The organism is Enterococcus sp. AMC1623 (assembly GCF_058216495.1).
Map to the genome: position 1 here is coordinate 1,902,860 of NZ_CM177096.1, position 14,449 is coordinate 1,917,308.

At 32.8% G+C, this 14,449-nt stretch carries 10 protein-coding genes; 3 read left to right on the forward strand and 7 right to left on the reverse strand.

The genetic code is table 11. From position 1 onward, the window contains the following. Nucleotides 1-318: 318 nt before the first annotated feature. Nucleotides 319-2,367 carry a methyl-accepting chemotaxis protein gene (locus tag AC4BC7_RS09320; protein ID WP_490502704.1) on the forward strand — a complete coding sequence of 683 codons (2,049 nt, stop codon included), beginning with the start codon at nt 319-321 and terminating at the stop codon, nt 2,365-2,367. Nucleotides 2,368-2,432: 65 nt separating this feature from the next. Here AC4BC7_RS09320 and AC4BC7_RS09325 read toward each other — a convergent pair whose 3' ends face one another. Together AC4BC7_RS09325 and AC4BC7_RS09330 are read right to left on the reverse strand one after the other, a co-directional pair. Continuing rightward, nucleotides 2,433-2,714 carry a rhodanese-like domain-containing protein gene (locus AC4BC7_RS09325; protein WP_207942463.1) on the reverse strand — a complete coding sequence of 94 codons (282 nt, stop codon included), beginning with the start codon at nt 2,712-2,714 and terminating at the stop codon, nt 2,433-2,435. A gap of 54 nt (nt 2,715-2,768) precedes the next feature. Continuing rightward, nucleotides 2,769-4,721 carry a heavy metal translocating P-type ATPase gene (locus AC4BC7_RS09330; RefSeq protein ID WP_207942464.1) on the reverse strand — a complete coding sequence of 651 codons (1,953 nt, stop codon included), beginning with the start codon at nt 4,719-4,721 and terminating at the stop codon, nt 2,769-2,771. Nucleotides 4,722-5,066: 345 nt separating this feature from the next. Here AC4BC7_RS09330 and AC4BC7_RS09335 point away from each other — a divergent pair, with 345 nt between their 5' ends. After that, nucleotides 5,067-6,506, forward strand: a complete 1,440-nt coding sequence (locus tag AC4BC7_RS09335) for a helix-turn-helix domain-containing protein (protein WP_490502705.1) — start codon at nt 5,067-5,069, stop codon at nt 6,504-6,506. Between the two features lie 74 nt (nt 6,507-6,580). Here AC4BC7_RS09335 and AC4BC7_RS09340 read toward each other — a convergent pair whose 3' ends face one another. Together AC4BC7_RS09340 and AC4BC7_RS09345 are read right to left on the reverse strand one after the other, a co-directional pair. Continuing rightward, on the reverse strand, nt 6,581-7,984 hold the full coding sequence (locus AC4BC7_RS09340; RefSeq protein ID WP_207942466.1) for a helix-turn-helix domain-containing protein: 1,404 nt from the start codon (nt 7,982-7,984) through the stop codon (nt 6,581-6,583). Between the two features lie 32 nt (nt 7,985-8,016). Further along, the gene (locus AC4BC7_RS09345; RefSeq protein WP_207942467.1) at nt 8,017-8,436 is read right to left on the reverse strand and encodes a hypothetical protein; all 420 of its coding nucleotides are present in this window, start codon (nt 8,434-8,436) and stop codon (nt 8,017-8,019) included. A 281-nt stretch (nt 8,437-8,717) separates the two neighbouring features. On the opposite strand from AC4BC7_RS09345, the gene AC4BC7_RS09350 reads away from it, so the two are divergent. Further along, nucleotides 8,718-10,160, forward strand: a complete 1,443-nt coding sequence (locus AC4BC7_RS09350; RefSeq protein WP_490502706.1) for a helix-turn-helix domain-containing protein — start codon at nt 8,718-8,720, stop codon at nt 10,158-10,160. A 34-nt stretch (nt 10,161-10,194) separates the two neighbouring features. Here the strand turns inward: AC4BC7_RS09350 and AC4BC7_RS09355 are convergent, their stop codons facing one another. From AC4BC7_RS09355 to AC4BC7_RS09365, 3 genes are all read right to left on the reverse strand, one after another. Then, nucleotides 10,195-11,607 (reverse strand): PTS transporter subunit EIIC, encoded by a 1,413-nt coding sequence (locus AC4BC7_RS09355; RefSeq protein ID WP_490502707.1) that lies wholly within the window; start codon nt 11,605-11,607, stop codon nt 10,195-10,197. A 15-nt stretch (nt 11,608-11,622) separates the two neighbouring features. Continuing rightward, the gene (locus AC4BC7_RS09360) at nt 11,623-13,281 is read right to left on the reverse strand and encodes a glycoside hydrolase family 13 protein (RefSeq protein WP_490502708.1); all 1,659 of its coding nucleotides are present in this window, start codon (nt 13,279-13,281) and stop codon (nt 11,623-11,625) included. A gap of 125 nt (nt 13,282-13,406) precedes the next feature. Beyond that, nucleotides 13,407-14,405 (reverse strand): LacI family DNA-binding transcriptional regulator, encoded by a 999-nt coding sequence (locus tag AC4BC7_RS09365; protein ID WP_207942471.1) that lies wholly within the window; start codon nt 14,403-14,405, stop codon nt 13,407-13,409. Nucleotides 14,406-14,449: the final 44 nt, after the last annotated feature.

Sequence of the window (14,449 nt, forward strand, 5' to 3'; positions counted from 1 at the left end):
TAAATGACTAAAAAGGACACATATAAAGGAACAGCAGAAAATAATTAACAAATTTCACAAAAAAAAATATTTGAAGCAGAAAATATACCTTGCGCCCATTTATAATTTTTTTATCAAAATTCAAAAATTTTTATTAAACAAATTATTCTCCATCACATCTATTGCTTTTTTAATATCGTTCAGCTCATTGTTTTTTCGTATTTTTCAAATAAAATTAAATTTCATATTAAAAACAATTAGATAACAACCGATTTAATTTAGGTGAACACACCCATAGAACGTGAATTGTTCAAATTTTTATAGAAAAGAGGAAATGAAGTGAAAAAAGGGCAAAAAAGTATCGGTACAATAATTTTAATGGTTTTAATTTTATTGGCTTTAATACCGATTCTTATTATGTTGTTTAGTTCTTATAACATAACTACCAATTTGTTACAAGAACGAAATCATGTAACACAAGTAAGCACTACTCGTGCAGTGATTACTGAAAAAGACACATTGTTAAACAAAACCAGAGAACGTTTTGAAGAAATCAGTAAAATGCCAAACTTTCAAAATGATTTTGATTTAGCAAAAATTCATGAAACGATGGAATTAGTTACTTATGGAGATACTGAAATCAAAGGAATGACTTTTGCTACATCCGATGACAAGTTCACTTCGTTAAGTGACTTGCCAAGTGATTTCAAACCAAGTACCCGACCATGGTTTCAAGCAGCCGTTGAAAAAAATGGGGAATCTGTATGGTCACCACCATACGAAAATGCAGCGGTAGAAAAAAATTATTTAACAACTGTTTCTAAAGTTGTTACAAACAAAAATGGGGATTGGGGCGTCCTAAGTATGAATGTTTCATACGATGGTATTTCTCAATTGTTAAGTGATTTAACAGTTGGGCGCACCGGTTCAATTACGTTAATCTCAGATTCAGGAATTATTGTGGCAGATATTGATCCAGCACGTATTGGGGAAGATATTTCGAAGACAAAAATATTCAAAGAAATTTCGGATCCTTCTCGAAATGAAGGTTCTATTGCTATCAACGAAGATGGTATCGCCAATATTTATTTCGATAAAGGTCGCGAAGGCAGCCAAAGTTTTGTTTATGCCGCGATTGACGAAGATGAATATGCTGTTGAAATCCAAGCATTGATTAGAAACTCAATAATTATTGCTGTTATTATTACGATAATCGTAATTTTCTTCGCCTTCTTTGTCCGCAATGTGATTAAAGAAATCATTGCTGTTTTTGAAGAATACTTTAATGAATTAAAAAATGGCACTTATCGCAAAATCAAAAAAGCTGATAAGCAAAAAGGAACTGGCATAAATATCTTAAGTAAAGCACGCCGTTACGTTTATCCTGATAAACATGGTACCGAAATTCATCGGCTAGCCGCTAGTTATAATGATATGATTGATGGCACAGCTGGACTGGTTAAACAAGTTCGTCAAGAAAGTGACCATGTTGCAACGATGTCGGAATCCTTATTCGAGTTATCTCAACAAACTAGTTCAGCTACCAGCGAAGTGACCGAAACAATCACAGGAATTGCTGAAGTGACTGGTACACAAGCACAAGAAACAGAACGTAGTGTTTCACAGTTACAACAACTTTCTGATGTGGTACAAGAATTAACCACAAACGTTACGACCATGAATGATCAGTCTCAAGAATCTTCAAGTATTAACCAACAAAGCATGACTGTGATGAATGAAGTCAATACGAGCTGGCAACACGAAATGAATCAAATGGAAATTTTAGTTGATAGCATGAATGGAATGAATCAAAGCATTCAAGCAATCAATCAAATCATTAACGTTATTAATGACATTTCTTATCAAACGAATTTATTAGCTTTAAATGCTTCAATTGAAGCTGCGCGTGCGGGTGAATCTGGAAAAGGGTTCGCAGTGGTTGCTTCTGAAATCCGTCAATTGGCAGAGCAAAGCAAAAATTCAACCAAAGAAATTGAATCAATTATTGCTACGATTCAAGGCCAATCTTCTGAGATGGTCAATCAAGCGTCTCGTTCATTAGATGGTGGAGAAAAACAAACACGTTTAATTGAACAAGCGATTGCTTCTTCAAAAGAAGTATATACTCGTAGCGCAGCAATGATTGAAGGCATTCGCGAGATTGAAAATTCAACTAATCGCATTGTGAACATTCAAAACATTGTATTAGAAAACTTAGAAAGCATTTCAGCATCGACAGAAGAAAATGCAGCGGGTACACAAGAAGTATCTGCAAATGCCGAAGAAGTACTAGCAACAATGGAAGAATTTGTTGGCCATGTTAGTGATTTAAAAGGTATCTCTGATGTTCTAAAACAAAAAATGAATAATATTACTGTTATCGATTAACAGCAAAAAAATATTCCGAGTGATAAAGTCCTGATTGAGGTACTTATCACTCGGAATATTTTATTTTAGTGATAGGCTTGCATGCCGCCTTCAACATTAACCACATCATAGCCTTCTTGTGCTAAAAACTCACAGGCTTGGTTAGAACGAATCCCTAATGTACAAATAACATAATAGGTTGTTTCATCGTCCAACTCAGCTAATTTTGCTGGTAATTCATTTAAAGGAATATTAAATGCTTCGGATAAATGATTTTGTTCAAATGGTTCTTTGTCACGAACATCCAGAATTGCAATGTTTTCTTGACGTTTAATTTTAAATTCTTCGATGGAAATAGACGGATACATTTACTCACTCCTTCAATTCAGTTGTTTTGATACTAACGAATTGAGTCCTATTTGTCAAAAATCCTTTTCTTTAATAGGAACTAATAAGCGTAATCCATTTAAAATGACCACTAGCGTACTTCCCTCATGTGCCAGCACGCCAATTCCAATATCCATTTTACCTAAAATATTTAACACACTAAGCAACACCACAATAAACATTGAAAATAGAATGTTTTGCCAAACAACTTTATCTAATTTTTTAGAAAGTTGATGAGCATACTTAAATTTCGACAAATCATTTTGCATAATGACTGCATCTGCAACATCAATCGCAATATCTGTCCCATCGCCCATCGCAAAACCAATATCGGCTTGGACCAAAGCTGGGGCATCGTTTACTCCATCTCCAACCATCACAGTTTCTCCATAGTTCTCTTGAAGCGCTGTAATAATCGCAGCTTTATTTTCTGGCAAGACATTACCAGCTACTTCATCAATCCCTAATTGTTTGGCAACAGCTTCACCTGTTTTAACTGCATCGCCTGTAATCATCGTGGTATGAATAGTTTGTTCCTGTAGATATTGAATAACTTTTTTTGCTTGTTCATTGGGTGTATCCATCATCGCAATCATGCCTACAACTAGTTCATTTTCTGCAAAATAAACAACCGTTTTTCCTTCATTTGCCCATTTCGCCGTTTTTTCTTGAATGTCCATTGATAATTGTTCAAAAGAAGCTGGTTTCCCAATCCGATACACTTTGTTTTGATGTGTAGTGATTAACCCTTTACCGATTTCATTTGTAACGTCTAAATTTAAAGAAGTCGTTTGACCAAATTCATCTAAAATAGCTTTTGCTAAAGGGTGATTGGCACTTTTTTCCATTGTAATGATAATTTCTTGCCAATCACTTTGTTGGCTCTCATCAACAAAATACATATCTGTCACAACAGGTTGTCCTTTAGTTAATGTCCCTGTTTTATCAAAGGCAACAGCTTTAATATTCGTTAAGTTAGCTAGATAAGAACCGCCTTTAAACAGAACGCCACGTTTAGCTAAATTTGAAATTCCTGATAAAGTTGCTGGAATCGCGCTAGCAGCTAAAGCACAAGGCGACGCTGCAATTAGCAAGACCATCCCACGGTAAAAACTTGTATTCCAGTCCCAATTAAAAACAAAATGTGTCAACAAGATAAAAATCGGGACAATTGCTAAAATAATTTTGACATAAATTGGTTCAATTTTTTTTATTTTCGTTGCAGTTTTAGATAAATTACTTTGTGATTGATTGACCAGTTGCAAAATTTTAGCAAATACTGTTTCACTACTATCTTTGGTCACAGTCATTGTGAATGTCCCTGAACCATTTATCGTACTACCAAATACTTCATCGCCGATTGTTTTTTCTCTCGGAATACTTTCGCCACTAATTGAGGCTTCATCAATTGAACTAACACCTTCGACAATTTGTCCATCTGTTGGAATTTGATCTCCTGGAAGAACTTTTAATTGTTGGCCAATTTGTAGTTGATCGACAGAAACTAAAATTGTTTCGCCATTTTCTTGAATAAGGCGTGCTTCAGTCGGATTCATTTTTAATAAATTAGTAATTTCACGACGACTCCGACCTTCTGCATATTCTTCGAGAAAATGAGCTCCAGCAAAAATCAGAATCAGCAATGCTCCTTCATCAAAATCACCAATAATCGCAGCACCTAATGCAGCTAAAGTCATCAAAATATGAACATTGGGCTGAAATTTTTTCAAACGAATTGAATCAGTGATTGTTTCACCAAAGCCTTCTAAAATGATATGATAACCTGCTGTTAACATACTGATTGTAAAAAGACTATTAGTGATTATTAAAGAAAAATTTCCAATAAGAGCAATAAGATAGATAACTAGTCCCACGCCATATAAATAAACAGGTAAACGACCATGTGAATGATTGTGTTCATGATGATTGTGATGTGTATGGTCATGATGACATTCTTCACTATGTGTATGCTTATTGACTGTTTCCATGATAGTTTCCTTCTTTCTTGAAATCGTTTCATATGATTACTTAATCATTTGTTCATCTATAGAATACATGAGCGATCATTCATTTGTCAAATGATATCCTAAAAATAAAAAAAGAAACGACTACAAGTTTCAGCCGTTTCTTTCATCTCTTCTTATTCATCGAAAACCAGGTAATTTATCTACTTATGACTAGTTTTAATTTAGACATATCTTAATATAATAAAGAATATCCGCTCACTTTTAAATTCAAAATTAACCCTCATTATTCGTTGTTATTTTGAGTACAGTCCTTTTTTCATTGAGTTAAAATTAAGATTATATGAGAGGAAAAAAGGAGGTGATTTGATGTTCGCTTTACATAAAAGCGTTCGTTTAAAGCGAGATATTCTTGAAGTATTAGAAAACACTAATGAGTATATATCTACAAAACAACTAACTGATATACTTGTTTATCCCTCTTTCAATAGTGTAAAACAAGCATGCGCGGAACTAAAACAACAATTCGAACAGTTTTATCACAAAGAAGATGCTGAATTTAGTATTAAAGTATCTGAAGGCGTCAAACTCATTCGTCATAGCGCAAACACACATCATTTAATCGAAGAATTAGTTGCTAATGACCTGGCTTATACGTTAGTGTTTAACCTATTAGTCAAGCGTACACTTGTAACTGACTTATTTTTAGAAAACAACTATATCACCAGAACCACCTTATATAATCGTATACGAATTTTAAATGATAGTTTACATCGTTATGGCTTACACATAGCCCTTTCCAGTCGGATTAGTTTCAGAGGAGCAGAACATCATATTCGTATGTTTGGTTATATTTTTTTGTTTAATTGTCATCGAATGATCCAATTCTTGCCTGATATCACCCTTGCTAATCAGATGAACATTGAACAAGTAACTACCAATATTTTTGATTACTTAAAGATTCCTATTTCAAAAAATCAAAAACAAAAACTCGCAATTTTAACCTATATAAATACTGAAAGCATCAAGACTCATTCGCATATACCAGAGAATATTTTATTTCAACATACAAATTCCATTATTTATCCAGACAAACCTGATTTTTTATCTCATTGGTCCATGTCTGATTGGCAATTTTATGTTGCTTTTTTGTATATATACAACTTAATTGACTCTCAATATAATGATCAGTTAATACTAAAATCAGAGTTTCTATTTGAAGAGGCTATTCAAACATGGTTGATATCATTTGAAAAGTATCTCTTTCCATTATTTGAGTCAGAAAAAAAAGCTACAAAAATTTTATTAGATAAACAGTTAATCTATACAATGAATTTTCCGTTTGAAGAAAAATTACTGGATAATTTTAATGAATTGAATGACTATACAGATTACCAGCAATTTCCTGAACTTATAGAACGCTTTGATTTTTTTTGGCAAGAATTAACTGAAAAACAAAAGATTTATCAAAATTCAGAGTATATACGAAGAATGTCGTTATTAACTGCAATCAAGTTAGTTGATTTTGAGCAACTAACACCTAAATTAAAAATTTATATTTTTTCAGATATCAGTGATTTGCATAAAAATTATTTACGAGCTCGATTAAAAACTACGTTAACTACATACGCTTTAACATTTGTTGAAAATTATAAAGAAGCTCAATTAATCATCAGTACCATTGAATTTTTAGAAGAATTGAATGAATCTCAAAGATTGTTACAAGTATGTAGTAACTTTTCTTTAATCGATATGTCTATCGTTGAACGCGCAGCACAAAAGATAACCAGTACTGCTATCGATGGATAAAAACACGAGTTCCACAAAAAAGCTATCACAAAAATAGTTGCCTAATTTTGTGATAGCTATTTATCTTATAAAATTTATGCTAGTTTAGCATGTGTTAAAAATTCTTGAAGTTGAACTGCCAACATCAATAAATCTTTTTCCGATACCCAAGGATTAATGACAACAATCTTTTGACGTTTATTAAAGTTCGTCCGATTGATTTCTTCCGTAATAATCGTAAAGTCCGCATCCATAAAATCATCGACAAATTCGATGACGACTTCTCCCATAAAATATCGATAAATTTTGTTTTTAATTAACTGCAAAGAACTAGCTGAAACTTTTGAGTAGATAAAAATGTGTACTTTTTCAAATGTTTGTTCCAACGGGATAAAATTTTGACACATTAAATAGCTTTGGCACTTAACAAAGTTGTTAGCATCTTGCACATTTTTGCTATAACTTTGCCAGAACTCTTGAAATTGACGATCAAACGCTGTATCTTTTTGCTCAGCTTCTTCGACAGTAACTGGATACAATAAAGAATGGAGTTCGCCATCTAAAAAATGATAATTTTTAATAAGATGGAGCCGATGGAACATAGTATAAATCATATTTTTTTCAGCTGGAACTAAAATCCGAAAATGTCTCTCAAAAAATTTAATCCATTTCTGTGCTTTAAATTTGGTACTTGTATCCATTTTGACAGATACTGCTTGATTTGGGCACAATTCAAAACAATATAAAACAGAATTAAATAGCTCCCAGTCTTTATTTCCCCAGCCTGTCAATTCTTCTTTTAAAGGTACTTTGTTTTTACGATCGTTTTTTGACAAATTGTATCCTAAATGCACCGATTGACTGATAATAAAAGACCACGTAGATAGCAAATGTACCATATAATTATTTGGCTCAACCTCTAGCTCATTGGCTAATAAATGACCGATTCGATAGTATTTTTCTTCAACTGCATCTGAGTACACACTCTTGGTGTATGGCTGTAATCCATACATAAGTAAGAATAACATGATTCGAATCCCTTCTTCAGAACCATTGATTTTTACTTGATGTGAAATACTAATATGTAAGTCAAAGCGATGTAAGAACTGATTGATTTGCGTGATTTTACGACGTAATTTTGAAAAACTAATGCCATGTTCGTCGCAAAAAGCTTGTGATGAAAATGAACGTTCATAAATAAATTTTTGAAACACAGCATATTCAAGCGTACCAGTTAAAATTATCTCAGAAATTTGATCCAAATTCATTTCTCCTCGATACAATCGAGTCCCATAGCGTGTGGATGCTTCTACATAAAATTGTTGTTCGGGATAAATCTGCTCTAATTGCTGATTAATTTCTCGATAATATTTTCGCATCGTTTGATATTGTACACCTAAATATTCGGCAATTTTTTCACTGTTAACATAACTTTCATGATTATCTAAATATTGAAGTAATTTCAGTTTAATTTGTGTCTCTTTAGATAAACCAAACATAATCTCGCTCCTTTCTTGTCTAGAAAATATTTTTATTTCTGATCTTTCAACAAGGGTACTAATAGTCTAATCGGCACTAAAATCATTAAAATTAATAGGCAGATGTTTCTCGTATCACCCACATAATCATACATGCCACTAACTTGCACAAATGATGCCAGTGCAAAAAAAGCCAGCAAACAATCTAAACTTGTCAGCATAAATGTAATCATATTTTTTTGAGAGACTAAACTGTATTTACTAACGAACATGTATAGTGTCAACCCATTCAATAGTAGCGAAGTGCAAAAGATGCCTAAATGAACAAATAAACTCATTTTTAAGATACTAGTTAATTGCATATAGAACATATCGCCCACAATCAACAAGAGTAAATTGATAAAAATCAACTGAACTGACAAGTAAATATAGTTCCTAGCTGTTGCTTTTAATTTGTGTGACATAGGTTTCATTTTTTCTCATCCTCTTTTATAATCAAATTCCAATAATAGTTTCATAAAATGAGAATCCACTAAATACATGCATCTATATCATTTGTGTTATTATTATAAATAAATTTCTTGTTTTCACAAATACTTATAGAAAAATTCCCACAATATACTGATATAATAAGAAATATATGATAAAAAAGAAATTCCAAATTTCCCATAATTATTCGTTGTTTTTTAAACTATAATTACTCATCGATAAAAATAAGATTAAAAAAAGATGAGAATATAAGGAGTTGATAAAAATGTTCGCGTTACACGGCAGCGTTCGGCTCAAACGAGACATCCTCGAAATTTTAGAAAATAATACAGAATATATCTCTACCAAAGAAATCACTGAACTGTTAGGTTATCCGTCCTTTAACAGTGTCAAACAAGCATGCACAGAACTAAAGCAACAATTTGAACAGTTATATACAAAAGAAGAAGCTGAATTTCTTATCAAGGTATCTGGTGGTATTAAACTCGTTCGTAATGGTGTCAATATCCAGCGTTTAGCTCAACAATTATTAGTCAACGATATTGTTTATCCTTTGTTATCGGTTTTGTTCATCCAGCGCACAACTTCAACAGATTTATTTTTAGAAGAACACTTTATATCCAGAACTGCACTTTATAATCGAACACGAATCTTAAATACGATTTTGCATCATTATGGTCTGCATATTTCTCTTTCCAGTCGCATCAGTATTAACGGCGAAGAAAGCCGAATTCGAATGTTTGGTTATATTTTTTTGTTCATTGCACATCGAATGTTTAAACATTATCCAAATCACGAATATCAAGAAGATTTGGAACAAGTCACTGCTGATATTTTTGAGTATCTTGACATCCCGCTTACCATTAATCAAAAACAAATGCTGACATTATTAACTCTGGTGAACCATCTTGGCGTAATCCATGAACAGTTTCTTACACCAGATGATTTATTATTACAACATTTAAGCTCTGTCACTTACCCAGATAAACCGCCTTTTTTAACTACTTGGTCGACTTCTGATTGGCAATTTTATGTTGCTTTTTTGTATATCTATAATTTAGTTGAAACAAAATATGACAGCCATCTTTTGTTAAAAAATGAACTTTTATTTGAAAAAGAAATTGATTCTTGGTTACTATTATTTGAAGAATATTTCTTTTCTTTATATGAGTCAGAAAAAGAACCGGCACGTGTTTTATTAGATAAACATTTAATTTGTGCGATGAATTTTCCTTTTGAAGAAGAATTGTTGGATAATTTTAAAGGCGTCAATGAATATACGGTCCGTGAGCAATTCCCCGAATTTATGGAGCTTTTTGATTTATTTTGGCAAAAAGTATCAAATAAAGAAATGATTTATCAGCAATCGGAATATGTTCGTCGCATGTCGTTATTAACTGCAATTAAGCTGATTGATTTTGAACGTATGAAACCTAAAATTACTATTTATGTTTTTTCAGATGTTAGCGAATTACATAAACATTATTTTCAAGTTCGTTTGAAAAATAATTTATCCAATTATTCACTAAGTTTTGTCGATGATTATCGAGAAGCAGAGCTCATCATAAGTACCATTGAATTTTTAGAACAGCTTACTGAACAACAAAAACTCTTACAAGTTCGGATTAACTTTCCTGTCCTTGATATGCTGTTAGTTGAACAAGCCATCCGAGAAATAACGGCTAATCTATGCACAGAAGACACATAAAAAGCGCCATAGAAATTTTCTATGACGCTTTTTTTTATTCCGCATTCATTACTTCTTGAGGAACAGCAAAGAAATACGTACAAATGAAAGCAACTACAAATGTAGCAATTCCTACAGCTACGTAACTAAATAATTGATAAGAATCATAAATATACATTAATGGTGACAAAATAACTGCTAATCCATAAGAATTTGCTTGAATACCTAGTATTGATAATATTGCTCCACCAAGTGCTGAGCAAGCTAACATAACAATTAAGGGTTTTGTTCCATAACGTAAGGTAATTCCGAATAATGCTGGTTCACTAACACCTAGTAATTGAGTAATACCCGCACTAGTGCCAATAACTTTAACATTTTTGTTTTTCGCTTTAATACTAATGGCAAAACAAACGGCAGCATTTGCAAAACCATACATTGCACACAATGTAATTAAAGGATTAAACCCTGTCGATGCTAACAAAGTCGTTTCAATCATAATAAATAAATGATGCATACCTGTCATAACAGCTAATGGATAAATAAATCCAATAATTAAGCCACCTATACCTAATGGTACATGGATTAATCCTTCAACTACGTAAACTAAACCATCTTCAATAAAATGCAACAAGGGTCCCAACACTAACAGTCCCATCAGCATCATACCAGCGATAACAAAGAACGGTGTAAACATTAAATCTAAGGAGTCTGGCATACGTTTACGTAAAAATTTCTCAAAAGTTGCACCTACTATTCCGATCACTAAAGCAGTTAGTACACTTCCTTGATATCCAACAATTGGAATAAACCCAAAAGCAATCAATGGTTCAACACCACTATTAATATCCGCTACAGCATAGGCATTTGGAAGCATCGGTGAAACAAGCATTAAACCAATAACAAAGCCAATAATCGGTGTCCCACCAAATTTCTTAAAAGCTGACCAACAAATCAACGCTGGTAAAAACGCAAAGACCGTATCAGTTAAGACACTCATCAATGTTAAAATATATTCAGGAATATTATCCGCTGATGTTCCAAATAATTCTAAAAATGCCTCATTTAAGACGACACCCTTTAGACCTAAAAATAAACCTGTTGCCACAATCCCCGGAATAATTGGAATAAAAATATCTGCTAACGTTCGAATACCACGCTTAATGGGATTACCTTCTTTTTTCACTTCAGCTAAATCTGCTTGTTTATTTCCAATTTCTTTATCATTTTGAATAATTGAATCATAAACTTTATTGACAGTTCCTGTCCCTAATATAATTTGATATTGTCCGGCATTAAAAAATACGCCTTTTACTTGGTCAATTTGTTCGATTTTTTTATCATCAATTACTGCACGATTCTTTACCTCTAAACGTAAACGTGTTGCACAATGGGTAATCGTTAAAATATTATCTTTTCCAACTACTTCTAAAATTTCTTCACCAATTTTTTTATAATCTGTCGCCATCTTTGTTCCTCCGATCTACTTAAATAAAATGCTTTGATACGGTGCAAGAGTAATTTCTTGTCCTGAAACAACATTGTTATGAGTCACTAAATATAACTTTTCAATCGCTTTAGGTAAATTTACCTTTTCTTTGTTAACGCCTAAATTCGTTAATACATAAATTTTTTCATTCTTCCACTCACGTGTATAAGCAATCACATTTTCAGGAACTTCTGAGATAAAATCAATCGCTCCTTTTGTCAACACTTCATGTAATTCAGAATGCTGCCGTAAAGCAATCATTTCCTTATAAAATCCCAATACTGAATTATCTGTCGTATGAATGTCTGGATATTCTTTTGTCATTTCTAACCAAGGCTGATGAGTGGAGAAACCACCGTATTGACTACTGTCCCATGGCATTGGAGTTCGTGAATTATCACGACTACGCATGTTAACAAAATCTAACGCTTCTTTTTCAGAAAAACCTTCTTGAATAGAGCGATAATAATTATCAATACTTGAAATATCGTCAAATTGTTTAATATCTGTTCGTTGTGCGTTAAGCATACCTAATTCTTGCCCTTGATAAATAAACGGCGTTCCTCTTAAGAAGAAATACATGGCACCAATCCCTTTGGCAGCTTCTGAATTTTGAAATTCCTCTTTAACTAGCTTAGATAACGACCGCGGTTGATCATGATTCTCGATAAAATTTGCTCCCCAACCAGCATTTTGTAAAGCTTCTTGAGATTGAATAACTAATTCTTTAAATTCTTTTGTTGTCCAGTTTGTACGTTTAAACCAATCAGAGCCAGATTCTACATCGATATCAGCATAATGGAAATCAAAAATCATTGAAAAATAACCATCTTCCCCAATAAAATCTGAAAACTCTTCATAAGCCACACCAGGCGCTTCACCGACTGTAACACAATTATATTTTTCAAATGTTTCTTTTTTCAACTCGTTTAAAAACACTTCAATTCCTGGGCGATTACGTGTTTTATGTTTACAAGAAACTAACCCATCTACCCCATCCGCTGGCAGGCTGCTGTAATCTTGATCCTTTTTTACAAAAGTAATTGAATCAATTCGGAAACCAGCAATCCCTTTATCCAACCATCGATTAATCATTTGATACAATTCTTGACGTACTTCTGGATTTTCCCAATTCAAATCTGGTTGACTTTTATCAAAGACGTGTAAATAATAACAATCTTCTTCCGGAACTTTCTCCCAAACAGACCCACCGAAAATTGAACGCCAGTTATTTGGTTTTTCTTTTCCTTCTTTGAAAATATAATAATCACGATATTTACTATTTTTATCTGCTAAAGCTTTTTTAAACCAAATATGTTCATCTGACGTATGATTAATCACTAAATCTAAAATAATTTTAATATCTAATTTTTTGGCTTCTAACAATAGTCGATCAAAATCTTCCATCGTACCAAATTGGGGATCAATCCCTTCAAAATCAGCGATATCATACCCATTATCAATCATTGGAGAGGTAAAAATAGGGCAAATCCATAAAGTGGTAATACCTAATTCTTTTAAATACAGTAATTTTTCACGAATACCATTTAAATCCCCGATTCCATCATTGTTTGAATCTTTAAAGCTTTTTGGATAGACTTGATAGATAACTTCATCTTTCCACCAGTCTTTTGTTATAAGTGTATTTGTCATTTCATTCTCCTTTAATTTTAGTGGTATCGATACCATATAATAAAAACAAAAAAATATTTTCACTAATAATTGGTTTAAACATCAGATGGTATCGATACCATATTTTGATTTAAGAGAATCCGCATTTAAACGGATGCTCGTTGAATTAATGATAATTGTAATTGCGACTGATCAATTTGATAATTTGTTGCTTCAATCAGGGAAATTAATAATTTGGTTGCTTCCACACCCAAAGCTTCGACTGGTTGTTCAATTGTCGTTAAAGGCACTGATAACAAAGAAGTAACTGGTTGATTATCAAAACCCATAATCGCAATATCTTCAGGTATATTATAACCACCATCTTTGAAAGACTCTAATACTCCCATTGCTACCTCATCACTATTGGTAAAAATCGCATCTGGACGTTGTTCTTTAGGCAAAGTGATTAATTGCTGCGCTACTTTACGACCATCTGCAATCGTATGCACTTGTTGAAATACCCATTCTTTTTTGAATGGTAACGAATTTTCTAATAAAGCTCGTTCAAAGCCTTGTGTTCTTTCTTTTCCGTGACCTTTAGTTGTTAGTGTTCCACCTGTGCAATACGCTATTTTATGATAACCTTTTTGAATCAAAAATTGTATCGCCTCATAAGTGGCTTGCGATTGGTTCGTTACCACGCTTGGAATATTTGCTTCTGAAATTTTCTCATTACAAAAAACAATCGGACCATGTTCTTGATAGCTTTCAATTACTTTAAAGTCTCCTTCAACGGAACACATGATTAAACCTGTAATGACTTGTTGTTTTAACATTTCTAGCATTTTCATTTCAGCAGTTTGATCATCATACGTTTGCATAATTAGTACATTATAGCCTTGTTGCTTGGCTTGTTTCTCGATTGCATCTACTAAATATGAAAAAAATGGATTAGTAATCCGTGAAACTAAAATACCAACCATCGTTCCTTTTTTTGAACGAAGTTGAGTGGCAATTGAACTTGGCGTATAATTTAGCTCTTCCATTGCTTCTTTAATACGTTTTTTACGCTCTTCCGAAACATATGGATGATTGTTCAAGTATCGTGAGACTGTCGATACAGATAAATTCGCTCGTTTTGCGACATCTTTAATCGTAGCCATTTTGCCTCCTCCTTTGTGGTATCGATTCCATATATAATATAAAA